The organism is Paenibacillus typhae (assembly GCF_900099765.1).
Classification (GTDB): Bacteria; Bacillota; Bacilli; order Paenibacillales; family Paenibacillaceae; genus Paenibacillus_AQ; species Paenibacillus_AQ typhae.
Window position 1 is genome coordinate 404,438 of record NZ_FNDX01000001.1, and the last position, 23,442, is coordinate 427,879.

Genomic DNA, 23,442 nt, shown 5'->3' on the forward strand with positions numbered 1-23,442 from the left:
TCCTGACCAGTCATGGTGTCATTCTTGCGATCATTAAGAATAGATACGGTAGTTACCGCTGAGAGCCAGCAGGCTGAAAAAGTACAGACAGTTGTCGTAATACCGGCGGACTCCGGTGCGCAGCGGTGTATCCCAGAACAGCTTGACGAAATGTCCGGCATCAGGTCCGTCGGCAGCGAGCGAAGCCATGGCCAGTGTTGCCAGAAGGCCGACCGGATGCAGGGACGGCTCTTCAAAAGGCTGGCCGTCTATCGTGTATCGGCGGTAATCGGCAACTTCAATGTTCCGGAAGAAGGCCTGAATCCGGTTGGATTGCTCCACCTGCCAGGGGTCGCTGCGGAACCATTCATAATCCAGCCCGATATTGGCCGCTACCCGGTAAGCATCGCTGAAGAAATGGCGGAAGTCCCCATGCGGCTGCGGTTCAGCCGGGGTTCCGTCATAGTTGGCATATTCGGGAGACAAGCCGGTTTCCGGGTGACAGGCTTTTTGCAGATAAGCTCTGCTTCTGTCAGCAGCTTCTTTCCAGAAAGCCCTGTCCGGTTCATCCGCCTGCAGGGCAAATAATTCATAGAAATGCGGCAGATGATAGGAAGGATCGCTGAAGGGACTTTCGGGAACGAATTTAATCAGCCTGGTCGCCGGATCCCACATCGGATCGCCTTCACCATCTTCCCCTTTGTGGACACAGGCTCTGAGAATGATCCGTGCCTGCTCGGAATAATTGAACGGTTCGGCACTGTCTCCCCAGCGGTTAGAGGCAAAGAACAGGGCCATGGCAAAAAACTCTTCCCCGTCCGGAGCCGGACCCGGCGACAGCTGTGTTCCGTCCAGTGTGCAATGCCAGGCGAAATAATCCTTGTAACGGCCCTCCGTATGCTGCATATGCTCCTTGGCGAATTTCCAGAGCCGGTCAAATTCCTCTTTTTTGTCCATTTGAACAGCCATCATCATTCCGTACGACATGCCTTCAGTCCGCACATCATTATTGCCGGTATCGACGATGTATCCCTTATCTTCACCCATCGGATGATAGATCCGGACATCGGGTGCACCATAAAACAGTTCGTTCCAGGTATCCTCAAGCCTCTTTCGGATGACCTCCTCCGGTACTCCCGTTTCTCTGAACAAGCTTCTATATTCCCCAGTATAAAAGGAACCCTCTTGGACTATTTTCATAACCGCCCTCCAATTGATCTGTATTTGCCACAAAGTATAGCATAAGCGGAGGTGAAGAAATTAAAGCGTTTTCTTTGAAAATTATAGGGAATGTGTTCTGCCAATGATATGAGAATAGATCAATTCTGAGTGTCTATCTGTCATGGACTTCCTGAAAAACGTCTGACTATAATCAATATGAATCGGGCCAGCTTAGGCCTCAGGCAGAATGGACGCTGTCTATTAATAACTTGGAGGAGATAAAATGAGAGTTCAGTTGAATCAAGCATCCGGTAAGGTTCCTCCTAATGGTAATCCGCTGGTTGCACACCGGTACGGAGCTGATCCTTATGCCCTTGTGTTCGGTGACCGGGTCTATCTCTACATGACCAATGACGCGCTGGAACACGATGAGAACGGTACGGTAAAAGAAAATACTTACAGCAGCATCAATAAGATCGCCGTTATTTCCTCCAGTGATCTGGTCAACTGGACTGATCACGGCGAGATCAAAGTGGCAGGACCGCATGGCGAAGCCAAGTGGGCAACCCAATCCTGGGCGCCTGCAGCGGTGCATAAGGTAATCGGCGGCAAGGATAAATTCTTTTTGTATTTCGCAAATAATGCCAGCGGTATAGGTGTTCTGTCGAGTGACAGTCCGGTGGGACCCTGGATAGATCCTATCGGAGAAGCCCTCATCCTGCGTTCGACTCCGGGAGTCGAGGAAGTAACCTGGCTGTTCGATCCGGCGGTTCTGGTAGATGATGACGGCAATGGTTACATTTATTTCGGAGGCGGAGTGCCGGAAGGAGAATACGCGGAGCCCGGCACGGCACGGATGATGAGGCTGGGCGAGGACATGATCAGCGTTACCGGTACAGCCGAGGTTATACCTGCACCGTTCATGTTTGAAGATGCCGGCATACATAAACACGGTGGCGTCTATTATTTTACCTACTGTTCAAATTTCTATGACGGTGAACGTCCGGAAGGCAGTCCTCCTGCAGGAGAGATTGCGTATATGACGAGCAGCCATCCGATGGGACCCTGGACGTATCAAGGGACGATTCTGCGTAATCCGGGACATTTTTTCGGAGTGTCGGGCAATAACCACCATGCGATTTTCCAGTTTAATGATAGTTGGTATATCGCCTATCATGCACAAACCTTGTCCAAGGCACAGGGAATTGCCAACGGGTACCGCTCTACGCACCTCAACCTGCTGTTTCATAACGGGGATGGTTCCATCCGTGATGTTGAAGCTGATTATAAAGGTGTAGAGCAGATTCGATGCCTGAACCCGTACGAAAGCGTCCAGGCTGTCACCATAGGGTGGAGTGCCGGAATACAGACAGAAGGTAAGGCTGATACAGCAGAACGGCGGGTAACCGGTATAGGCAACGGCGACTGGATCGGATTGTCCGGTGTTGATTTTGGGGAAAAGGGTGCAGCAGCATTCATTGCCGCTGTCGTAAGCCTGGAGGGCGGTTCTATAGAGCTTCATCTGGATGATCCGGCGGGGCCATTGATTGGTGAGCTGTCCGTTCCTGCTGCTAACGGGCCGGAGATACAGGGTGAGTGGAAGACAGCTGTTAGCGGAGCAGAAGGGGTACATGATCTCTATCTGGTGTTTACGGGTACAAACGATGCTGAATTGTTCGAGCTTATATCCTGGCAATTTACCGAATAAAGCTATAGATCTTAAGGAGGGCATATAAGTGAATACCGCTACTATAACGAATCCTATCATGTGGGCCGATGTACCGGATGTTGACGTTATCCGGGTAGGACCTTTCTTTTATATGGTAAGTACAAGTATGCACTCCATGCCGGGCTGTCCGATTATGAAATCGGTTAATCTCAAAGATTGGGAGATTGTAAATTACGTATATGATACCTTCGAGGATAACGATGCCCACCGGCTGCTGGATGGTAAGGGCATCTACGGCAAGGGCTCCTGGGCAGCTTCGCTTAAATACAAAGACGGGTTGTTTTACGTCTGTTTCTCATCCAATGATATGGATCAGTTCTATATTTACCGCACGGATGATATTGAACAAGGCATATGGGAACGTTCAGTCATACCTGGGCTCCATCATGATCCCGCCCTGCTGCTGGATGACGATGGACGCAATTATGTGATCTATGGTAATGGTGATATCCGAATCAAGGAGCTGACGGGAGATCTTACGGCTGTGGAGCCGGGCGGAGCCGATCAGCTGCTGCTAGAGGGCGAACGGACAGATATGGGGCTGCGGATCGAAGGCTGCCATGCCTACAAGCTGAATGGTTACTATTATTTATTCTTTATAGAATGGCCAACAACCGGTAATAAACGAAGACGTCAGGTATGCTACCGTTCCCGTGAACTTCTCGGTTCCTACGAGCTCAAGATCATTCTGGATGACGATCTGGGCTACCATAATAACGGTGTGGCGCAGGGCGGAATCGTCGATACTCCGGATAACGACTGGTATGCCGTGTTGTTCCAGGATCATGATGCTGTCGGACGGATTCCCTGTGTGCTTCCTGTACGCTGGGTTGAGGATTGGCCGGTCATCGGGGATGATGGCACGGCACCTCAACGCTTTGAGACGAGGCTTCCTGCCGCAGAAGCAAAGCCGATTGTCATAAGTGATGAATTTGACTATGAGACGAATAAGCTGGCCCTGAACTGGCAGTGGAACCATAATCCTGACAACACGTTATGGTCTGTTACAGAGCGGCCAGGCTATCTGCGACTGCGCACCGGCAAGCCGGCTGACAGCATCCTGACGGCGCGCAATACATTGACACAACGGACAGAAGGTCCGACTTGCCGCGCCGAAACGGTGGTGGAGATTTCGGGCATGCAGCCCGGTGACCGGGCGGGTATGGCAGCTCTCCAAAATCAATTCGGTACCGTAGGGATCGCAGCCGGAGAGCACGGGCAGTTCACAGTCGACATGTGTGTTAACGGCGGCGACGGCCGCGAAGAGCCGGTGGAAAGTGTAAGCTTCACGGGTGAACGGATTTATCTCAGGATTGATTTCAATTTTGAAGATAGCCTGGATGAGGCAGCCTTCTTCTATTCGGAGGATGGGACAGCATGGACCCCGATCGGCCGGACACTGCATATGAAGTACACACTGGATCATTTTATGGGCTATAGAATCGGGCTGTTTCATTATGCGACCCGACAGGCTGGCGGTTATGCAGATTTCGGTTATTTCCATTATAGCCGGCAGCAGTAGTTGTTCAGAGCTGTGAATTATTTTTGCTTAAAAGCAACAATTGTCCATATAAAAGCAACGCCAGGCTATAGTTCCAATGCGCCCGGATATGATTAAATACACTAAGATTCTATACTTGAACTAAAGAAGGGAAGCGCATTTCAAATGAACATACAACAGCTCGGCCTGAAGCCCCCTTTAGGCTGGAACTCCTGGAACACCTTTACCTGGGACATTAATGAGCAGCTGATCCGGGAGGCCGCCGATACTTTTGTTGCTGAGGGGTACAAGGATGCCGGATATGAGTACATTGTAATTGATGACTGCTGGAGCCTGAAGGAAAGAGACACCGAGGGCAATCTGGTCGCCGATCCCGAGAAATTCCCGAGCGGAATGAAGGCGCTTGCAGATTATATCCATTCCAAAGGGCTCAAATTCGGAATGTATTCCTGTGTAGGCACCCATACCTGCGCGGGGTATCCCGGCAGCTTCGAGCATGAATTTCAGGATGCGGCATTACTGGCAGCGTGGGGCGTGGATTTACTGAAATATGACTATTGCTTCAAGCCAAGACATATTTCAGGGGAGCTGCTGTACAAACGCATGAGCCTGGCGCTTAAAAACTGCGGCAGAGATATCCTGTTCTCGGCATGCAACTGGGGCGAGGATAATGTCTATCACTGGATCCGGGAATCAGGGGCGCACATGTACCGGTCTACAGAGGATATTCAGGACAGCTGGGAATCCATCAAGAAGCTTACCTTGTCCCAGCTGGATAAAGCGAGCACTACAGGCTCGTATTGTCATAATGATATGGATATGCTGGTGGTCGGTATGTATGGGGGCAGCAACAGCAGCTTTATCGGGAATCAGATCGGCGGCTGCAGCGATGCAGAATACAAGACCCATTTTTCACTGTGGTGTATGATGGGGTCTCCGCTGATGATCGGCAGCGATATCCGTTCAGCCAATCAGGTCACCAAGGATATCCTTCTGAACAAGGATCTGCTCGCCATCAACCAGGATGCGGAGAGCCGCGGGGCCTACCGGATCAAGCCCGAGCCGCAGTGGTTCCATACAGATGATGTATTTATGCTGGTAAAAGTACTGGCAGACGGAGACCTAGCGATCGGCTTCTTCAATCTGAGTGACGGGCAAAGGGAAATTTCGTTACAGTTCTGGGATGTCGGGCTCCCGTATGCGTCAGGGAAATCGTTGTCGTTATACGACTGCTGGGAACATAAAGAAATCGGTGTATTCAAAGAAAGATATGCTCCTGTAGTTGCGGCCCATGACTGTCTGATCGTGCGGGCTAAACTGGTGTGAGGGCAGCATGAATATGAACCGGATCTGCCGGACCTGCCGGGTTCCGCTAATGACGGACGATGTGGCCATTTACCTGAAGCTTGTAACACGGAACGCCAAGGACTTCCTGTGTATAGACTGTCTTGGCGAGCAGCTGAAATGCGGACGCGGACCGATTGAGCAGCTGATCAAGTATTACCGGGATTCCGGAAAATGTGTGCTGTTCCGCTAAAGGACACGGTAAACTGATCTATACTCCGATGGAGTGTACGCGGTTGCTTTTTTGAACACCTTGGAGAAATATAACGGGTCCTGATAGCCGACAGAATAAGCTAATGACTTGACGGATAATTCAGAATGAATTAACAGCTCACAGGCACGCTGAACCCGGAAGGCCGTCAGATAAGCGGATACGGAGAGGCCGTTAACTTCCTTAAACAGCCGGAACAGATAGCTGCGCTCAATCTTCACGTAATCGACTACATCAAGAACGGATAAGGAAGATTTCCAATAGTTGCTTTCGATGAATTCCTTTGCTGACAGTGCGTAATCTTTTTTGGACAAAGCCTGGGCACTCGGATAGTATTCCATATAATAGGACAATAGAAGCTGCAGACCTGCATCCGCACGCTCCCGTTCAAACGGCTCTGCTCCGGCAGTTTTAAACAGTTGAAATAATGCCTCGAAGTTCTGCGGGGAAGCCTCCGTCACCGGATGGTCCGGTGTAATGCTGATCATCGACAGCAGACGGGAGGCTTCCGGCCCGCTAAACTCAATCCAGTAATACTCCCACGGGTCCTGGTGGTCAGGGTAATAATACACTTCCATGTGCGGAAAAATCATAAAGCTCTCGCCAGCTTTTAACGGAAAAGTAGCCTGAGGTGTCTTTAAATAGCCTTTGCCGCTGACAATATAATGCAGGGCATATACATCGCGGACTCCTGGTCCCCATTTATGCAGATTTGCCGGTTTGTATCCGTTACCTTTACTGATTGAACCTTCGGTGAAGCTGTAATACATAGTTTTCATAGTCAGCACCTGTATCCTATCAAGTTATCCGTTAGAATTTAACTATAATTGTACTATGCCAAAAAAAGCTGCGCAAAGATGCGCAGCTTCATGCTTTTTATAAGTTGCTAATTACATATCCAGATCAGTAAACGCATAGGGGAGCAAATCTCTCAGCTTCAGTTCCAATATATCCTGCTTGTTGTTGGTTAAGTATACCGGCATGTCCGGCGAGCAGAATTCGGCCATTACCTGTCTGCAGATACTGCAGGGCGGCAGGAAATCCTCCGTATCACCGGCTATAGCGATAGCCTTGAAATCACCTTTGGAGTAGCCGTTAGTAATTGCTGTGAAAAAAGCGGTCCGCTCAGCACAATTCGTTGCGCCAAAGGATACATTTTCTACGTTAACCCCGTTAATGACAGTTCCGTCCTTCAGCAGCAGTGCCGCACCGACCGGAAATTTGGAGTAGGGAATGTACGCCGCCTTTTTAACCTTGCGTGCGCTTTCCATCAATTGCTCTTTATCCATTCAAACCACCCTTTTCAATAAGAATGAACCTGAAATGCCAGGTCCCCTTATCGCCAGCAAACAGCTGGCAGGACTTCTAATATTATAGACGTGCGGATTATTTGTCAATGTGAACCTGTGGACAGATGTATAGCGCTGTCTTAAGGCCAATCTATGTTTCCTCATGATGGAAATCTAACTTGACTGTCAGAAGTTTATTTTCGTTTATTTATCTTCAAAAAAGTTCATTTATCTACTATAATGTTCAATATAGTTCATTTATGTTTTTTTTATAAAACCAAACAGGTCTGGAGTGCTGAACAGTGATTAGAAAAGCGAGCATTATGCGTGTTTACCCGGATTGTTATGACGAATACAAGCGCCGCCATGATGAGCTGTGGCCGGAGATGGCTGAAGAGCTGAGAAACCACGGCTCACACAACTATTCTATTTTTCTTGACGAAGAAACCGGTAATCTGTTTGCCTACGTGGAGATCGAGGACGAAGCCAAGTGGGATCAGATGTCCCAGACCGAGATCTGCCGGAAGTGGTGGGTGTACATGGAGCCGCTGATGGAGACCAATCCGGATAACAGCCCGGTGTCCAAGAGCCTGAAGGAAGTCTTTTACCTGAAATAGCAGGTTTGTATAGCTTTGAATGCTTTTATATTAGAAGACCTTGTCATGTAAAAATTCTTAGTGTTAATCGGTCAGCTGAAACAATTCGGCTGGCTAATTTACATTGGGGGTGAGCGGGACGGCGGTGCTGTGGCAGGCGGAGGGAGATAAGATGAGGTGTGTGAAATGAGAGGTAACAATGCCTCTGATTTACGGTCTTGATAAATTCAACCTTCCTCACTGTTTCTCTACTCCATAATATTTAGCTAATCTTTAGGTTCAGCTTAGACAGCATTAAGATTGCCGGGGTACAGTTGTAACAAAACCAGCAGTCGGCGGGCTCCGGCTGCCAGGTTGTTAATGGAGCAGGAGGAGGCAGATGAAGCAGCTGAACAAATTTTTAACGATAGGAAAGGCCATACTGCTGGTTCTGCTCATTGTATATGTAGGGTCATTGGTCGATTTTATCTTTGAACCGTTAAAATCACTGACCGGAGTAATTTTGATTCCGGTGCTGCTGGCGGTGTTTTTCTATTATTTATTGCGGCCGCTGCTGCCGCTGATGGAGCGCTGGAAGATCAGGCGCTGGAAGCTGAAGCGGACGCAGGCCATTCTGTTGATCTACCTGGTACTCGGAGTACTGCTGATCGGATTTTTTGGCGGAGTTTGGCCTCCGCTGAAGTCGCAGCTGCTGACACTGGTGCAAAATGCCCCGCAGCTGTTCGATTCCGTAAATGAAAAAATCACCGAGCTGCAGCAATCGGGCTTTTTCGCCAAGCTGTTCCCCGAGGATTTCAGCCTGCTGTCCCAGTTAAATGACTATTTGAGCCAGGGCTTTACTTTGCTGACCAGCTATGTGTCCGGACTGTTTTCAGCAGTGTCCAATCTGGCAATCATTCTGTTCACCTTTCCGATCCTGCTGTTCTATATGCTTAAGGAAGGGGACAAGTTCGGCAAAACCTTTGTTAAAATGGTACCCAGGCGTTTCCGGGAGCGGGTAGGCATGATTACAGGTGAAATCGACGGCGCACTGAGTAACTACATTGTGAGCAGAGTCATCGTCAATCTGGCACTTGGCGTACTGATGTATCTTGGTTTCTTAATGATCGGGCTGCCTTATGCCCTCGTACTGACGCTGATTGCCTTCATAATGAACTTTATTCCTTTTTTCGGAGCGATCATTTCCTCGATTCCGATCGTAATCATCGGCCTGACCGTCTCGCCAATGGTCGGCTTATGGTCACTCATCATCATTTTGCTTGCCCAGCAGATCCAGGATAATATTATCTCACCGCTGGTTTTTGGCAAAAGCCTCGACATTCATCCGATTACAACAACGGTGCTTGTACTGGGCGTTGGGAATTTCTTCGGCATTATCGGTATGCTGATTATTATCCCTGTGTACATGGTAATCAAGATTATATCCAGGCATACATACCAGCTGTTTCTCAAGGAGAAATGGGAGGGACTGTAGGCATTTGAGAGCTGGAGGAGGAAGCAGAATGAATCAACCGGAAAAAGACGTAGCTTGTGCAGGAAAGCTGACGGTGTCACATCAGGTTATATCGAAGATAGCCGGTATGGCTGTCCAGGAGGCAGAGGCGGTTCAGGCTCTTGTGGAAGGCAGTACTAAACGCAAAAAGCGGGAGGAATTCTACAAAGCGATTAAGGTAAAAATCAGCGGGAGTGAGCTGTCGGTAGACCTGTCTCCGATTATTACGCTGGGCACTCCGCTACACCAGCTTGCCCAGCTCCTGCAGCAGAGCATCAAGAGCCGGATTGAAAGGCTGACGGGGCTGCAGGTAACCGTGGTGAATGTAACGGTGGTCGGAGTTGTGGCAGCACAGTAATGCACTGGTCATGAAGCAGAAAAAAAGCGGCAGTTCAAGGATGAAGGATTCTCCTTGGCTGCCGCTTTTGCTGTGCCTGCGGTTTTATTCAGATATAGTGAGGGTGAACACAGTTGCTTCCTGCCTGGAGCTGGTCAGGACCAGAGTTCCGCCCATCCGCTCCGTATTCTTCCTGGCAATAGCGAGTCCCAGGCCAGTCCCGCCGGAGGCGGTTCTTGCTTCATCGCCCCGCACAAACGGATCAAAAATGGTCGACCTCAGCTCTTTGGGGATGCCGACTCCATTATCGGCGATTTCTATGACTACAGCACCCGGCCTTGAAGTCAGCCCGACCCGCAGCGTCGTACCCGGCGGATTGTACTCAAGCGCATTATCGATCAGATTCTGCACTACCCGTGACAGCAGCTCGGGATCGAACTGGGCAAAGATATCGTCATCGGGTACTTCAAGCCGCAGGATGAACTGCTTCTGTTCGATTTCCCCGTAGGCGCCGGCAATAATCTCACGCAGGAAATCGCCAAGCTCATGGCGGCCCATTTTCAGCAAAAAATCAGGTGAGTCCGTCTTGAGCAGCTCCATCATATTCTGGATCAGCCTGGTGACCTGGAAAGACTTGTTGTAAATGTAGAGCAAATATTTCCGCTGCCGCTCGGCGTCCTCAACCCGGCCTTCGTACAAAGCCTGCGCGTAGCCCTGGATACTGGTAATCGGCGTTTTGAGATCATGGGACAGATCCATAATCATCCGCTGCTTACTGTCTTCGGCCCGCTGCTTGGCAATGGTGGTCCGCTCAATCATGTCCGCCATATAATTGAAGGTTTCGGCCATCTGCTCAAATTCCTTCTCGGCATGAACCGTCAGGCGGGTGCTGTAATTCCCCTGGATCATTTCCTTGAGTCCTTGAATAATCGTTTTCAGCGGCTTCAGAATACGGCGGGCCACAGAATAGCTGTACGTAATAACCAGCAGCAGAAGCAGCATAGCACCAAGCATAATATAAAAGGTTACCGACTGATTGAAATGCGTCATGAAGGCATAGCTGTTAATTGTAATTTCAACGCGGTCACGGGGCAGCTTCAGCAGCAGCCAGCCTGAGGCTCCATTCTGCGGATATTCAGCCAGTGACACGTAGTAAGGCTGACCCGGATCATTCTCAAGCAGCTTGTACAGCTGCTCTTCCGTATAGCCCTGCGGCTCATCATGCTTACTGCCGATCACCTCGCGGACCGTCTTGCTGCTGTCCAGCACCTCAAGCCAGCCTTCGCTGCGCAGCAGCTTGGCCGTTTCCGGCCCGCTTTGCGGATTGTCCAGATACCGGCTGGCCTGCGTCTTCAGATCCGGATCTGCAAGCTGATAATCCTGAAGCTTCTGGGCGACATCCAGCTGCATGAAGGCATACGTGCCGAATATAATGATCATCACTGTAAACAGTACAATGAGCAGAAACTTCAGAAAATCAATTGCCAGCGATGCCTGCAGCGGCCGCTGCTGTCTAGTTTTCCGCAGGCGCATTGATTTTGTACCCAAGTCCGCGGATCGTTTTCAGATATTCCGGCTTTTTGGAATCACGTTCAATTTTCTCGCGGATGTTGCTGATATGCACCATGATGCTGTTGTCCTCGTACATGTAGAAATCCTCCCACACAGCTTCATAAATCCGCTTGCGGGTAAAGACCCGGCCCGGCTCCTCCATCATCAGCTTGAGAATTTTGTATTCGGTAGAGGTCAGCATTACCGGTTCGCCGGATACATACAGCACACACTCCTTCAGATCCAGAGTAAGCGCACCGAGTACAAGCTGCTTGGCTTCGGGCTCCGGCGGAGGTGCAGGCACATCAAAATGATGGACCCGGCGCAGCAGGGCGTTCACTCTCGCAACAACCTCCAGCGGATTGAAGGGCTTGGCGATATAGTCGTCGGCACCAAGCTCAAGCCCCAGAATTTTGTCATGATCCTGGCTTTTGGCCGACAGGAACAGTACGGGGAAGTGGTGCGATCCGCGGATGCTCTTCAGCAGCTGGAGCCCGTCCATCCCCGGCATCATAATATCGAGTATCGCCAGATCGACCGGCTGCTCCCTGATTTTTTGCTGGGCCTCCACACCGGAGGAAGCGCTCAGAATATGGTAGTCTTTTTCAAGATAAAGCTGCAGTAATTCAACAATTTCAGGCTCGTCATCAGCAATCAGTATCGTATATATAATCCATCACCCCTGGCCAGTATAGCGGTCTAATCTTTATCTATTCTAAACCCAATCTAAGGTTTGGATAAAGTTTTGGCCGACGGCTATCCGCCGAGCACCTCTTTTCTCAGGTTCAGCAGCCACTCTGCCGATTGCTTCATGTACGCCAGCTGATCCTGCGCGCCGAAATGCTCGATGACAAAGGTGTCATCATAACCGCTTTTGAGCAAGTAAGTAACCAGCTCCTTCATCGGGATACAGCCGCCTCCCGCAGGTACCGCATACATGGCCCGGCCGTCCACGGTCAGCTTGGGCTCCTCACCCGGGTGAACCTCAAACGTCCGGTCCTTGCAGTGGACATAGCCGATATAAGGCTTGCACCGGCTGTATGCTTCCAGCACATCTTCTCCGCTGTACAGAAAATTCCCGGTATCAAAGAAGCAGGACAGCTCCGGTATTTCCTCTACAAAAGACAGCAGCTGCGCTGTTGTGGCAAACGGTGCCCTGGAATCATCGAAATCCTCCATTCCAACGGTAATGCCAAGCGGCCTGGCAGCTGCGCACATGGCGGCTACGCTATCCTTCATTGACTGCACACATTGCTGATATTCTCTGGAAGCCGGGTCCGTTTCATGCGACTCCAGAAAGCCCGGAATAACCAGCACACGCGAAGCCCCGGCCCTTCTGGCCATAGACAGAAAGGAGGTGATCTGCTCCTTCACTTCACTGCTGGTGATGTGGCCAAAGTCAAAAAAGCCGTACATGCAGCTTACCGTCAGTCCGGTCTTCGTAATCAGGCTCAGGATAGAGTCTTCCTCTGCCTTAAAGCGGTCTGCGTCCAGCTCGAGTGCGTCAATTCCGAAGCTTTTGACGAGTGTACAGATTTCCTCCAGGCTCATGCTGCTCTGGCCGGCTGCTTCACGGATATGCTCATAGAATACAGATAGCTTCATCGCTGTTTCTCCTTGTAAAAATGGAATGTTTTATGCGGATAAATCGCTTTCAAAATTTGGGTAAGCAGGCACTTCGCCGATCTTCTTAAATCTATGCTCCTGCCAAAGCATTGTCAACAAGCCGGGTGGACAGCCTTGGCCGGATTGCTGTCATATTGTCGCCGGAAAGGATATAGAATGCAAAGGGGGTGGAAATAAAGCGGTTTCGTTACCGCAGCTCCCGCTGTCGCAATGATTTCAAAGGCACGTTACGCGCGGCGTGTATTGAAATAAGCAGCTATCCGAAAACTTTAGGAGGAATATGATGCGTAGAAGGAAATGGGCAGCGCTGTTTATGACTTTTGCACTTCTGATTACGTTATTTCCGGCAGGAAAAGCGGCCGATGCCGCAGCAAGCTGGAACCTGGTGTGGAGCGATGAGTTCAACGGAACGTCGCTGAATACGGCGGACTGGACTGCCGAAATCGGTACCGGCAGCAGCGGCTGGGGGAATAACGAGCTCCAGTATTATACGAACCGTTCGCAGAACCTGCAGGTGACGGGCGGGAATCTGGTTATTACGGCCCAGAAGGAATCGTACAACGGCAGCAGCTACACTTCGGCCCGGATCAAGACGCAGGGCAAAAAGAGCTTCACCTACGGAAAAATCGAAGCCCGGATGAAGCTGCCTTCAGGCCAGGGCATCTGGCCGGCCTTCTGGATGCTCGGCTCCAATATAGATACAATTGGCTGGCCGAAAAGCGGTGAGATCGACATTATGGAACGGGTGAATAACAACGCTTATGTTAACGGTACCGTTCATTGGGATGCCAACGGCCATGCCGAGTACGGCAAGGTGTCGGGCAATCTCGATTTCTCCCAGTATCATGTGTACAGTGTCGAGTGGGATGCCAAATACATCAGATGGTACGTGGACGGCAGCCTGTTCAATGAGTTTTATATTGAAAATAACACCGGCAACACAGAGGAATTCCAGAAACCGTTCTTCCTGCTGCTGAACCTAGCGGTGGGCGGCAACTGGCCGGGCAGCCCTAATGCCTCAACTGCATTCCCGGCGCAGATGCTGGTGGATTATGTACGGGTCTATCAGGCGGCTTCATCGGCCAGCATTGTCAGCGGGGGCGTGTACACTTTTGCCTCCAAGGCAAGCGGTAAGGTCATGGATGTGGTGGACGTGTCCACGGCAGCCGGCGCCAAAATCCATCAATGGACCAATTATACTGCTGCCAACCAGCAGTTCCGGGTAGACAGTACGGGTGACGGATACTACAAGCTTACAGCTGTACACAGCGGAAAAGTGCTCGATGTTCCGAACTCCTCCACAGCTACGGGCGTTCAGCTGCAGCAGTGGAACGATAACGGGACGGATGCGCAAAGATGGCGGATTGTCGATGCTGGCGGAGGCTACTACAAGCTGATTTCCAAGGTGAGCGGCCTGGCGGTGGATGTATCCGGCTCCTCAACAGCCGACGGTGCGGCTGTGCAGCAGTGGACCGATAACGGAACGGATGCGCAGAAATGGGCATTGACCAAGGTGAACTGAGGCAGTTTAGGGAAAAGGGTACTGCTTGGCTGAAAAGTTTCGCTCGATTTAGCGGCAGCAGGCCTGTTTACGAAAAAACACACCGGGCGGTGTGTTTTTTCGCTGTTTATACGGCAGTCTTGTTAAGCCGATATTTTCGTCTTTTCTTTGCGCGGCCAGAGGAAATATGAGCCCGCGATCAGCAGATCAATGCCGACAACGATTGTCCAGAGGCTGAGAATACTCTGCAAGGCTTCTGTTCGGGACGGGTCATCAATCCAGACAATCAGACCGTAGAGGAGCCCGGCTCCCAGCAGAAAAGCTAACAGATGCAGCAGCCAGCTTTTGAAGTAATGGAGCGCATGGTCACGGCCGGTGCGTTTGAGCGGGGGCGGGCCTTGCCTGGTGACATAGTAACGGAAGCGTTCGTCTGCCCAGCGGATCATGCTTTTGCCAAAAACAACAGAAACGGAAATATAGACAGCCGCGAGCGCATGGGCAACGGTAGCTGTTGCACCGTTAGACAGGTCAACTCCTGCAATAACCAGCAGAACAAGATCCAGCAGCGGAGTCAGAGCAAGAAAGAAGAGGCCCAGCCTCTTGCGTTTGAAGAGGTAACGTACGCTCAGACCGGTAATAATGACAACCCAGAACAGGATTTCACAGGCAACAATGGCCCATGCTACAACATTCATATCGCACCTCACATACGCAAATAGATTATGGGAATAAATGTAGAACAGATTTAATTAAGGAGATTATAACAGCAGGTTTTAAATAATACAACTGTATTATTTAAATTGCAGCGGAAGTTTGCTGTATGCTACAATACGGACATGCCCAAATTAGTCGATCATTCAGAGCGGAAATCACATATTGCCGAAGCTACCTGGCGTGTCATCCTGAAAGAGGGCATGAAGGGGGCTACGGTACGCAAAATCGCGCAGGAGGCCGGCGTTTCGCTTGGGGCCCTGCGTCATTATTTCACTACACAGCATGAGCTGCTTGCTTTTGCCATGAAGCTTGTCAGCGACCGGGCCAATGCCCGGATCAGAGATGTTATGGCACTCGGCTTGCCGCCAAAAGAGCTGGTAACCAGGGTGCTTATGGAGCTGCTTCCTTTAGATGAAAATTCAATGGCGGAAATGGAGGTCTGGTTCGCGTTTGTGTTTCACCATAAATATGCGGGGGAGGATTATGGCGGGCTGAACGATGGCATCTACCCGGGGATCGTCAATCTGCTCGGCCATCTGAAGAAGGAAGGATTACTGCGGGAGGAGCTGGATATGGACATCGAAGCAGAGCGATTGTACGCGCTGCTTGACGGCTTGGCTCTGCACGCGCTGCTGGAGCCCAAGCGCCTCGACAGAGAGCGGATCCTTCGCGTGCTGCACAGCCACATGGATTCGATCTGCAGGGAGTAGGGCAGCCGGTGCGGCGGGAGAGAACGGCAGGAAAGGGAATAATTCCTTTGATAGAGGCGGGAACGAGCGGGAGAGAGAAATCAAAGGGAAAAATCCCCTTGATTGTGGTGGAAATCAGCGGGAGAGAGGAATCAAAGGGAAAAATCCCTTTGATCCGGCTGGAACAAGCGAGAGGAAGGAAACAGTTACTTAACTACCCCGCCCCATATTACTACGTATAAAGCACGCACCACGCACACACCACGCGCCACGCAACACACACCACGCGCCACGCACCACACACCACAAGCCACACGCCACACACCACACACCACGCACCACGCACCACACCACACACCACGCGCCACACACCATACACCACATACCTATCCGGCTCCGTATCCCCTCCTCAATATCCCATCCCTCAATATCCCGCTTTCATCTGCACATCCATCGTCGTCAGCAATACCCAAACCCAAGGATCGTAAAGCACTTGTCCTGGTCGCCGCCGGACATGGTGATTTCCACCGTATGCTCGCCGCTGGTCTCCTGCTGGTAGACAATGACTGCATTGCAGTGGGTCCAGTTGTTCTCATGCGGGTCGGCGGTGAGCACTTGCTTGCCGTCCAAGCGGATTTCGGCTTTGCCGAAGCTTGCGCTGCCGGAATCCTTGAATACCAGAATGAGGATTTTACTCGTTATTGTCAGCCTGAAAGGCTCAGCTCCGCCTCCCTCCGGACGCATCCAGTTATAGGGGAACTCCGGCGTCCCGTGCGGATTGTCATCCAGCTCTACCATCTGCAGGTCCGTATCAGACGCTGTGAAGCTGCCCGGTTCGATCTGTACGCTGCTTAAGGTATATGAGCGGTCCAGAAGGCGTATCCCTGTAAAGTCATTCCCGATGGCCGGCGGCACTGTAAGGTCAATATCTTCAGCATCTGCCAGCGCCTCAGCAGCCTGTGTGAACAGATGGATCAGGCAATCCGCCATGACCCGGTGCCCGTCGCCGGTTGGATGATAGATATCGTAGAAAAACTGTCTTTTAGAGATCGTATTTCCACCGGCCTTGGTCAGCTTGAACTGTTCTGTTACCGCATCCTTGATGCTTACCATCGGGAGGTTGTAGCGGAGTCCGACAGGGGAGAGCCGCTCCTGAAGGTTCCAGTCATTCACAAAAACGCTGAACAGCAGCACGACCGCAGGCTGGTTATCGGCAGACAATATCTTCAGACACAGGCTTTCATAGCAGTTGCCCCTGGTTTCATCCCCCGCGTCGTTGACGGCAAATTCGACAATAACGATATCCGGCCGGACAGCGCCATCTCTGAGCACATCGCGATCATAGCGGATAATTCCAAGCTCGGACGGAGTGCCGCCAACCCCGGCTTTGATAAAATGAACATTCCCGCCTCCGTCTTTACCGTACAGCGCTTTAAATCCTAAATAGGACTGATAGGCATAACACTCACTATGGATCGGTTTGGCTCCCGCACCCTGGGTAATGGAGCCTCCGATATAGGCAATCGTAACATCCTCTCCGCGGGAGGCTTTGTCTATGGCAGCCTTCAGACGCACGTTATTTCCCTGGTGCATCAGGGAGCGCGCAATCATCTCCCGGTAAGGTTCCGAACCGAAGGCTACCGGCGTTTCCGGGGTCAGCTCAGGTGCGGTATACCCGTCATTCAGATAAAAAATAATACTCGCCACCGCCAGCCTGCCCGCCTCGTCAAACTCAAAAGCGAATTTGCCCGGGACGTCATCGTCTGCCGACCATTCGATCTGATCCAGCTGCAAAATAAGCTCAGTCCCGTCCGCCGGACAGGGGACCTGAAGGCAGGTGCCGGATGTAAATTTGTCTGTTTTTCCCCAGTTCTGCAGCAGAAAGGAGACACCGCTCCGGCTATCCTCCGCTTTTACAGATATTCCGATGCTATGGACGAGCTTGCGGAATCCCGCACAGGTTCCAAGCAGGGACAGTATGTCCTCGTCCTCAACCCCGCCGATATATTTGGCCTTATCAATCAGATAGCTGCCCTCCAGATAAACCTCCTGTGAAGGCTTGCCCGAAGGGCGCGCGGTTGCTTCAATTTGCGTTTCAAACAGCACAAAAAATCCGTTTCTGCGCTCTGCAGGATCTTTAGGAGCTCTGGGGCCGTTGCCGGTGGTGCAGCTGTCGGTTGAGCTTATTGAATCTGACATGTAATGATCATCCTCACGGCTGATATTTTGAAGGCGCTACAATTATGTTCGGTATAAGGGGGCACGTGCGCCATACAATGCCTGCATTTTATCAGAATTCGGCCTTTCCCGAAATGCATTCCCGCTCCATTAGAGCTCTTTTATGACAAATCATATCGGTTAATTACAAGAAGTATCTGGTTTACACATGGCTGCTGTAACCGCTTAACTTATATAATGTGCCTGAATAGCCTAAAAAGCCGACACGGAAGGAAGAGGAATCAATGATCGTTGTGGAGCGGGGAACAGCGGCAGGAATATATCTGGACGCAGCAGAATACGATGGAGGCTTGCGCCGGGTCGCGGAATCCTTTGCCGCAGATATAGAACTGGTAACCGGAACAAGGCCGGATATAGTCACTGAACCCGGAGAGCTGGGCAGCACTGCTATCGTTATTGGAACCGCCGGCAGAAGCCGGCTGATCGATGAATGGATTGCCGCGGGAAAGTTGGATGTATCCGCCATTCAAGGTAAACGGGAATGCTACAGAATTCAGCGGATTGAGCATCCGTGTGACGGAGTGCAGCAGGCACTGGTTATCGCAGGCAGCGACAAACGGGGGACTATTTACGGGACCTACGCTGTCTCTGAAATGATGGGAGTGAGCCCGTGGGTTTATTTTGCCGATGTCATGCCTGAGCGAAGAACACTGCTGGACCTGCCGGATCGTAAGCTGGATGTCAGCTCCAAAGAGCCTTCAGTCAAATACCGGGGATTTTTTCTGAATGATGACTGGCCTTCGCTCGGTTCCTGGGTAACCGGGGCGTTCGGGGATTTCAACGAAGCTTTCTATGAAAAAATCTTTGAGCTGCTTCTCAGGCTGAAGGGCAATTATCTGTGGCCGGCGATGTGGAGCGCTGAGTTCAGTGTGAACGGGAAGAGTCATCCGCTTGCGAATGCTGAGCTTGCCAAGGAGTACGGCATCATCATGGGTACCTCGCATCACGAGCCGCTGTTCCGGGCCGGAAGTGAATGGCAGAGAGTGTATAAGGATTACGGAACAAGCAATCTGTGGGATTTTGCCCGGAACCGGGAGGCGATCACCGCCTTTTGGGAGGACGGCATCAGGAGGAATAAAGATTTTCCGAACCTGATTACGCTGGGCATGCGGGGCGAAAGTGATTCGGCGCTGGAAGGCAGCGACCAGGAAAACATTGAACTGCTGAAGGAGATCATCCTCACGCAAAAAGAACTGCTTAAGCGGTACGGGCTTGAGCAGGCACCGCAGGTTCTGGCCGTCTATAAAGAGGTGGAGAAGTACTGGTACGGCACGGCTGAAGCGGAGGGGCTGAAGGACTGGGAGGTTCTGAATGATGTGACCATTCTGCTGTCAGATGATAATTTCGGCAACCTCCGCAAAATCCCGGCGGGTCAGGAGCAGCACCGCAGCGCCGGCTGGGGGATGTACTATCATCTGGATTATCACGGCGGTCCGCATTCCTACGAATGGGTGAATACGACTCCTCTGGAGAAGGTCTGGGAGCAGATGAGTATGGCTTATGATTACGGCATCCGGGATGTGTGGATTGTGAATGTCGGGGATTTGAAGCCGATGGAGCTGCCCGTATCTTACTTTCTTGATTTGGCTTATGATTTCGAAGCCTGGGGAACGGCCGCGATGAACAGGACAAAAGAATATACGGAGCGTTGGGTGCGGCAGCAGTTCGGCCATGCTGCAGATGAAGCGGCTGTGTGCGGAATTGCCGGGATACTGGCGGATTACACAAGGATGAACGGGCGGCGCAAGCCGGAAATTATCCGGCCGGATACCTTCAGCTTCGAGCATTATAATGAGGCACGGCGGGTGCTGGAGCAGGCTGGCAAGCTTGTGGAAGCAACAGAGAGGTATAACCGGCTTATCCCCGAACGGCTGCAGGATGCTTATTTTCAGCTCGTCTATTTTCCCGCTGCGGCTTCGGCTAACGTTCTGCAAATGCAAGTGTATGCAGGGCTTAGCCGGCTCTATGCAGAGCGGGGGAGCGTTATTGCAAATACGTATGCAGGCCTGACAGCGGAAGCCATCGAACGGGACAAACAGCTGGAGCAGACGTATAACAACGGAATATCCGGCGGAAAATGGCGTGGCATGATGAGCTCGGCACATGTCGGCTATGTCAACTGGGATGCGGCAGGATGGAGTTATCCGCAGGCGGCAGCAGTGGTACCGGTAAAAGGACCGCTTATGATCGTCGATGTGCAGGGCACGGGGCAGGGGTATACTTCAGGAACAGCGGCTCTGCCGGTTTTTACGAATCTACAGAGGGAGGCTTATACCGTTACGGTCAGCAATGGCGGGGACACGGGCTTTGCCTATGAAGCGGCAGTCAGTGCGGACTGGATCAGGCTGGACCTTCCCTGCGGCTGGATCGAGACGGGAGAGACAATCACCGTATCCGTTGACTGGGATAAGGTGCAGGGGGCATGCAGCGGCGAAATTGTTATCAGCGGAGCCGAAGGCGCGGTTACGGTCCGTGCAGAGATAGACTGGATTGATCTGAGCGGGGTGCCGCGGGGGACCTTTGTTGAAACGCATCATGTTATATCCATTGAGGCGGAGCATACCGTTAATCGCATTTCGGCAGACGGGGTGGAATGGAAGAAGATCAGCAGCTATGGAAAGACTTTATCCTCAGTCAAAATGTACCCGGAAACTGTAGCCTTCAGTGAACCGGCGCAATCGCCTTACCTGGAGTACCGGGTATTCGTCCGGCGGGACGGCGAATACAGCCTGACGGCCTACGTTGCACCGACGAATCACCTCTCGCCGGTCAGCGGCTTGAAGTATGCAGCAGGCTTTGAAGGTCACAATCCTGTCATCGCCGATGCTCTGCCTCCGGGCTTTGAAGGCGGCAATCATAATAATGGGCCCTGGTGCCGGGCGGTAATGAATAACATCCATGTTACCGTCACCACCCACACCTTATCAAAAGGTGTCCATACACTGCGTTTCTATGGGCTGGATGCCGGGCTGGTGCTGCAGAAGCTCGTGCTGTCCGCCGGCCCGCTGCCGTATTCTTATCTTGGGCCGGAGGAAAGCTACATCACTTCAGCAGAGCTGACGGAGGATAGCCTTTGATCTGTTTGAATACATTGCTGAAGTATGCGGCATCCCGGTAGCCGCAGTGGGCGGCGACTTCGGAGACATTGAAGCCGCCGGCAGACAGCAGCATTTCGGCATTATTGGCCCTAACCCGGTTGATGTATTCCTTCAAGGCCACACCGGTGTTCTGCTTGAACAGCTTGCCCATATATTCAGGGTTCAGCCCGGCCGGTGCGGCAAGCTCGCCGATCGTGATTTCTTCCGCATAGTGATCCATAATAAAGGCGGTTGCCTTCTGAATCCGGGGATCCATAAACGGGGTCTGCTGATGGTGTGCAATAACCAGCAGACGGTAGATGATCTGCTGAAAAACAGCTCTCGCTTTCATCCGGTAGAGAGGGTGCTTCCCCATCCATACATGGGAGAAATCGCGTATGTCATCCATAATTTCTTTCGTTCTCCAGTTGCGGGTCACCGTCTCAAAAGGAAGCTGCACCTCATTGTGCCCGCCCAGCCAGAAGAAGTTGAACGCGAAGGAATGCATCGGCGCATCTTTGAAGGTATGGGCCTCACGGATGCTGCCCGCAGGCGCATACAGCAGATCACCGGCCTCTACCGTGTACTGGACTCCGTTGATATAATAGTTGGCCTTGCCTTCAACGATAAAAGTGAGATCATGAAAGTCGATGGTACTCCGGCCGATTCCCCAGCCTTCAAAGCACTTCCGGTCGACAAAGAGAAAAACATCCGGCACCAGCTGCTCGTACTGATTGATATCCATGCTTGACTAGCCTCCTCCGGTTCAATCATAGCGCCTCATGAACCCCGGGACAAGCGTTTCCCTGAACGGGGTAGAGGTCCAGGCGATCTGCAATGTTCAGGAAGTGCAGGGCACAGACCAACTTGAGACGGATCGGGTTATTCTTGAGCTGGAAAAGAAGACGGAGGAGCGGTTTATCGAGCGGATGAAGGATGCTGTGTCTCAGATCAATAAGCGGGCCTTGCTGCAGGTGAAACTCCCGAGTCCGCTTCTGCTCGTTATAATGATTTACAAGCCGTTCAACACTATCGTCGGGTCATGGTTTCAATGACTTTTCAATGATTAACAGGGACAGCAGCGGATTTCCTAAGCAAATGGGGCATCGGACAGCTGGATGCACTGGGTCGGACAGCTGTCTATTGCGTCCTGCAGCTCCTCCTGCAGCTCCTCGGCGATAGCGGTAACACCTCGGTTGTTGTCTCCTGCAAAAATGACCGAAGCAATTCCGCTGTCATCCAGATCAAAGATATCCGGAGCCGCCGAATTACAGGCACCGCAGGCAATGCATTCCTCCTGATTAACACTGGCGAATGTGAACATTTTCTCAAGCCTCCTTATGACTTGTAAAGACAAATGAATGTTTTGTCTAGTGGGATATATATGTAATAAAGCGCTTTATATGCCTGGATATGCCGGAAACCTGCTGTTATAGCGTTTCTTTTGTGACGTCTTTGTTGACGGATCGTATGCATTGCTATACAGTTGCCTCAGCAGTAATTAATAAATTGCCGGGGTGACAATGTCAGATGACAGGCAGCAATAGTTTACGTTATGTGCTTAGACAGATGGAGGAGCAGGATGCCAGGGAGATTAGCGGATGGAAATATGAGCCGCCTTACGACCTGTACGATATAGGGGATGATCGGGCGGGTCTTCTGGAGCTGCAGGATGGCAGCTATTATGCTGTTACTTTACCGGGGAACCAGCTGGCCGGTTTTTTCTGTTACGGGGGCAATGCACGTGTTCGGGGAGGGGCAGAACAAGGTTTGTACTCTGGGGATAATGTATTGGATATCGGCCTCGGCATGAAGCCGGAATATACCGGTGCCGGACAAGGAATGGATTTTCTGCGAGCCGGCATTACTTTTGCGGAGCAGCAATATGCACCCGCGAAGCTAAGGCTCACGGTAGCTGCCTTTAATCTGAGGGCGGCTGCACTGTACCGGAAAGCCGGATTCGGGCTGACCGGGAGCTTTGAAAGAACCGGCGGAAATAACAGTATGGAATTCCTGGTCATGGAACGGCCTCTATTATGAAGGGCAGCCCCCAATGGGCTGCTTTTTTGGTGTAGGCGTGCCCAGAGGCACGCATTATCTAGTTGGTGCAAGTCCAACCAAGAGAGGGGCCAAGCCACTCTTGTAGCTAGGATGCTTGCGCATGGCGAAATCTGTGTGTAAAAGCGCATCGACAAAAGTACCGGTCAGAGACCGGGCGAGCAACAACCCAGGCCGCAACATCAAGTGAATCCTGCCGCGTCGTCAAAAAGGCCCTGCAAAGGGGAAAAGAGGGAGCCGAGTCTCGCTAAACTGGACGAAGGCCATGGAAGCTGTAAAGAACTTGGTACAACAGCGAAGAACCCTCCGGCGTAGAGGGAACGGCATGGTTTGAAAGATAATGCAGTGA

The 23,442-nt window shown here is 51.5% G+C and carries 22 protein-coding genes; 12 read left to right on the forward strand and 10 right to left on the reverse strand.

Annotation, left to right across the window (positions count from 1 at the left end):
- Positions 1-33: 33 nt before the first annotated feature.
- Complete coding sequence (locus tag BLR64_RS01540; RefSeq protein ID WP_090711484.1) at positions 34-1,179, reverse strand: family 8 glycosyl hydrolase; 1,146 nt, start codon at positions 1,177-1,179, stop codon at positions 34-36.
- Between the two features lie 244 nt (positions 1,180-1,423).
- On the opposite strand from BLR64_RS01540, the gene BLR64_RS01545 reads away from it, so the two are divergent.
- From BLR64_RS01545 to BLR64_RS01560, 4 genes are all read left to right on the forward strand, one after another.
- On the forward strand, positions 1,424-2,848 hold the full coding sequence (locus BLR64_RS01545; protein WP_090711486.1) for a glycoside hydrolase family 43 protein: 1,425 nt from the start codon (positions 1,424-1,426) through the stop codon (positions 2,846-2,848).
- 28 nt (positions 2,849-2,876) lie between these two features.
- Complete coding sequence (locus tag BLR64_RS01550; RefSeq protein ID WP_090711488.1) at positions 2,877-4,391, forward strand: glycoside hydrolase family 43 protein; 1,515 nt, start codon at positions 2,877-2,879, stop codon at positions 4,389-4,391.
- 144 nt (positions 4,392-4,535) lie between these two features.
- Positions 4,536-5,696 carry a glycoside hydrolase family 27 protein gene (locus tag BLR64_RS01555; protein WP_090711490.1) on the forward strand — a complete coding sequence of 387 codons (1,161 nt, stop codon included), beginning with the start codon at positions 4,536-4,538 and terminating at the stop codon, positions 5,694-5,696.
- A 7-nt stretch (positions 5,697-5,703) separates the two neighbouring features.
- Positions 5,704-5,907 carry a hypothetical protein gene (locus BLR64_RS01560; RefSeq protein ID WP_090711492.1) on the forward strand — a complete coding sequence of 68 codons (204 nt, stop codon included), beginning with the start codon at positions 5,704-5,706 and terminating at the stop codon, positions 5,905-5,907.
- On the opposite strand, the gene BLR64_RS01565 is transcribed toward BLR64_RS01560, so the two are convergent.
- Complete coding sequence (locus BLR64_RS01565) at positions 5,904-6,704, reverse strand: AraC family transcriptional regulator (protein WP_090711494.1); 801 nt, start codon at positions 6,702-6,704, stop codon at positions 5,904-5,906. The genes BLR64_RS01560 and BLR64_RS01565 overlap by 4 nt on opposite strands.
- Before the next feature lie 111 nt (positions 6,705-6,815).
- Positions 6,816-7,214: a cytidine deaminase gene (locus tag BLR64_RS01570; protein WP_090711496.1), complete on the reverse strand. Its 399-nt coding sequence runs from the start codon at positions 7,212-7,214 to the stop codon at positions 6,816-6,818.
- A 302-nt stretch (positions 7,215-7,516) separates the two neighbouring features.
- On the opposite strand from BLR64_RS01570, the gene rhaM reads away from it, so the two are divergent.
- The 3 genes from rhaM to BLR64_RS01585 all read left to right on the forward strand — a co-directional run bounded on the left by rhaM (position 7,517) and on the right by BLR64_RS01585 (position 9,660).
- Entirely contained in the window at positions 7,517-7,831 is a 315-nt protein-coding gene (gene rhaM / locus BLR64_RS01575; protein ID WP_090711498.1) for an L-rhamnose mutarotase, read from the forward strand.
- Between the two features lie 358 nt (positions 7,832-8,189).
- Positions 8,190-9,284: an AI-2E family transporter gene (locus BLR64_RS01580; protein ID WP_090711500.1), complete on the forward strand. Its 1,095-nt coding sequence runs from the start codon at positions 8,190-8,192 to the stop codon at positions 9,282-9,284.
- 28 nt (positions 9,285-9,312) lie between these two features.
- Positions 9,313-9,660: an Asp23/Gls24 family envelope stress response protein gene (locus BLR64_RS01585; protein WP_090711502.1), complete on the forward strand. Its 348-nt coding sequence runs from the start codon at positions 9,313-9,315 to the stop codon at positions 9,658-9,660.
- An 84-nt stretch (positions 9,661-9,744) separates the two neighbouring features.
- Here BLR64_RS01585 and BLR64_RS01590 read toward each other — a convergent pair whose 3' ends face one another.
- The 3 genes from BLR64_RS01590 to BLR64_RS01600 form a co-directional block, all read right to left on the reverse strand.
- Entirely contained in the window at positions 9,745-11,172 is a 1,428-nt protein-coding gene (locus BLR64_RS01590; protein WP_090711504.1) for a sensor histidine kinase, read from the reverse strand.
- Positions 11,153-11,863 carry a response regulator transcription factor gene (locus BLR64_RS01595; RefSeq protein WP_090711506.1) on the reverse strand — a complete coding sequence of 237 codons (711 nt, stop codon included), beginning with the start codon at positions 11,861-11,863 and terminating at the stop codon, positions 11,153-11,155. Before BLR64_RS01595 ends, BLR64_RS01590 begins: the two co-directional genes overlap by 20 nt.
- Positions 11,864-11,946: 83 nt before the next feature.
- The gene (locus tag BLR64_RS01600; protein ID WP_090711508.1) at positions 11,947-12,795 is read right to left on the reverse strand and encodes a sugar phosphate isomerase/epimerase family protein; all 849 of its coding nucleotides are present in this window, start codon (positions 12,793-12,795) and stop codon (positions 11,947-11,949) included.
- 301 nt (positions 12,796-13,096) lie between these two features.
- Between BLR64_RS01600 and BLR64_RS01605 the strand changes: the two genes are divergently transcribed.
- On the forward strand, positions 13,097-14,338 hold the full coding sequence (locus BLR64_RS01605) for an RICIN domain-containing protein (RefSeq protein ID WP_090711510.1): 1,242 nt from the start codon (positions 13,097-13,099) through the stop codon (positions 14,336-14,338).
- 122 nt (positions 14,339-14,460) lie between these two features.
- Here BLR64_RS01605 and BLR64_RS01610 read toward each other — a convergent pair whose 3' ends face one another.
- The gene (locus tag BLR64_RS01610) at positions 14,461-15,012 is read right to left on the reverse strand and encodes a hypothetical protein (RefSeq protein ID WP_090711512.1); all 552 of its coding nucleotides are present in this window, start codon (positions 15,010-15,012) and stop codon (positions 14,461-14,463) included.
- Positions 15,013-15,153: 141 nt separating this feature from the next.
- Here BLR64_RS01610 and BLR64_RS01615 point away from each other — a divergent pair, with 141 nt between their 5' ends.
- Positions 15,154-15,741 (forward strand): TetR/AcrR family transcriptional regulator, encoded by a 588-nt coding sequence (locus tag BLR64_RS01615; RefSeq protein ID WP_090711577.1) that lies wholly within the window; start codon positions 15,154-15,156, stop codon positions 15,739-15,741.
- A gap of 438 nt (positions 15,742-16,179) precedes the next feature.
- Here BLR64_RS01615 and BLR64_RS01625 read toward each other — a convergent pair whose 3' ends face one another.
- Complete coding sequence (locus tag BLR64_RS01625; protein ID WP_090711516.1) at positions 16,180-17,919, reverse strand: SGNH/GDSL hydrolase family protein; 1,740 nt, start codon at positions 17,917-17,919, stop codon at positions 16,180-16,182.
- Positions 17,920-18,182: 263 nt separating this feature from the next.
- On the opposite strand from BLR64_RS01625, the gene BLR64_RS01630 reads away from it, so the two are divergent.
- Positions 18,183-21,035, forward strand: coding sequence for a glycosyl hydrolase 115 family protein (locus tag BLR64_RS01630; RefSeq protein WP_090711518.1), 2,853 nt, complete (start codon positions 18,183-18,185; stop codon positions 21,033-21,035).
- Here BLR64_RS01630 and BLR64_RS01635 read toward each other — a convergent pair.
- Positions 21,001-21,780: a helix-turn-helix transcriptional regulator gene (locus BLR64_RS01635; protein WP_090711520.1), complete on the reverse strand. Its 780-nt coding sequence runs from the start codon at positions 21,778-21,780 to the stop codon at positions 21,001-21,003. The two genes, BLR64_RS01630 and BLR64_RS01635, sit on opposite strands and share 35 nt — an antisense overlap.
- 37 nt (positions 21,781-21,817) lie before the next feature.
- Here BLR64_RS01635 and BLR64_RS01640 point away from each other — a divergent pair, with 37 nt between their 5' ends.
- Positions 21,818-22,090, forward strand: coding sequence for a hypothetical protein (locus BLR64_RS01640; protein ID WP_090711522.1), 273 nt, complete (start codon positions 21,818-21,820; stop codon positions 22,088-22,090).
- A gap of 35 nt (positions 22,091-22,125) precedes the next feature.
- On the opposite strand, the gene BLR64_RS01645 is transcribed toward BLR64_RS01640, so the two are convergent.
- Positions 22,126-22,359, reverse strand: coding sequence for a ferredoxin (locus tag BLR64_RS01645; RefSeq protein WP_090711524.1), 234 nt, complete (start codon positions 22,357-22,359; stop codon positions 22,126-22,128).
- A gap of 206 nt (positions 22,360-22,565) precedes the next feature.
- On the opposite strand from BLR64_RS01645, the gene BLR64_RS01650 reads away from it, so the two are divergent.
- Entirely contained in the window at positions 22,566-23,075 is a 510-nt protein-coding gene (locus BLR64_RS01650; RefSeq protein WP_244157577.1) for a GNAT family N-acetyltransferase, read from the forward strand.
- The last annotated feature ends 367 nt before the right edge of the window (positions 23,076-23,442 follow it).

Coding starts and splice junctions, on each gene's coding strand:
- BLR64_RS01540 (WP_090711484.1), bottom strand. CDS start 1,179: ATGAAAATAGTCCAAGAGGGTTCCTTTTATACTGGGGAATATAGAAGC.
- BLR64_RS01545 (WP_090711486.1), top strand. CDS start 1,424: ATGAGAGTTCAGTTGAATCAAGCATCCGGTAAGGTTCCTCCTAATGGT.
- BLR64_RS01555 (WP_090711490.1), top strand. CDS start 4,536: ATGAACATACAACAGCTCGGCCTGAAGCCCCCTTTAGGCTGGAACTCC.
- BLR64_RS01560 (WP_090711492.1), top strand. CDS start 5,704: ATGAATATGAACCGGATCTGCCGGACCTGCCGGGTTCCGCTAATGACG.
- BLR64_RS01565 (WP_090711494.1), bottom strand. CDS start 6,704: ATGAAAACTATGTATTACAGCTTCACCGAAGGTTCAATCAGTAAAGGT.
- BLR64_RS01570 (WP_090711496.1), bottom strand. CDS start 7,214: ATGGATAAAGAGCAATTGATGGAAAGCGCACGCAAGGTTAAAAAGGCG.
- BLR64_RS01580 (WP_090711500.1), top strand. CDS start 8,190: ATGAAGCAGCTGAACAAATTTTTAACGATAGGAAAGGCCATACTGCTG.
- BLR64_RS01585 (WP_090711502.1), top strand. CDS start 9,313: ATGAATCAACCGGAAAAAGACGTAGCTTGTGCAGGAAAGCTGACGGTG.
- BLR64_RS01590 (WP_090711504.1), bottom strand. CDS start 11,172: ATGCGCCTGCGGAAAACTAGACAGCAGCGGCCGCTGCAGGCATCGCTG.
- BLR64_RS01600 (WP_090711508.1), bottom strand. CDS start 12,795: ATGAAGCTATCTGTATTCTATGAGCATATCCGTGAAGCAGCCGGCCAG.
- BLR64_RS01605 (WP_090711510.1), top strand. CDS start 13,097: ATGATGCGTAGAAGGAAATGGGCAGCGCTGTTTATGACTTTTGCACTT.
- BLR64_RS01610 (WP_090711512.1), bottom strand. CDS start 15,012: ATGAATGTTGTAGCATGGGCCATTGTTGCCTGTGAAATCCTGTTCTGG.
- BLR64_RS01615 (WP_090711577.1), top strand. CDS start 15,154: ATGCCCAAATTAGTCGATCATTCAGAGCGGAAATCACATATTGCCGAA.
- BLR64_RS01625 (WP_090711516.1), bottom strand. CDS start 17,919: ATGTCAGATTCAATAAGCTCAACCGACAGCTGCACCACCGGCAACGGC.
- BLR64_RS01630 (WP_090711518.1), top strand. CDS start 18,183: ATGATCGTTGTGGAGCGGGGAACAGCGGCAGGAATATATCTGGACGCA.
- BLR64_RS01635 (WP_090711520.1), bottom strand. CDS start 21,780: ATGGATATCAATCAGTACGAGCAGCTGGTGCCGGATGTTTTTCTCTTT.
- BLR64_RS01640 (WP_090711522.1), top strand. CDS start 21,818: ATGAACCCCGGGACAAGCGTTTCCCTGAACGGGGTAGAGGTCCAGGCG.
- BLR64_RS01645 (WP_090711524.1), bottom strand. CDS start 22,359: ATGTTCACATTCGCCAGTGTTAATCAGGAGGAATGCATTGCCTGCGGT.
- BLR64_RS01650 (WP_244157577.1), top strand. CDS start 22,566: ATGACAGGCAGCAATAGTTTACGTTATGTGCTTAGACAGATGGAGGAG.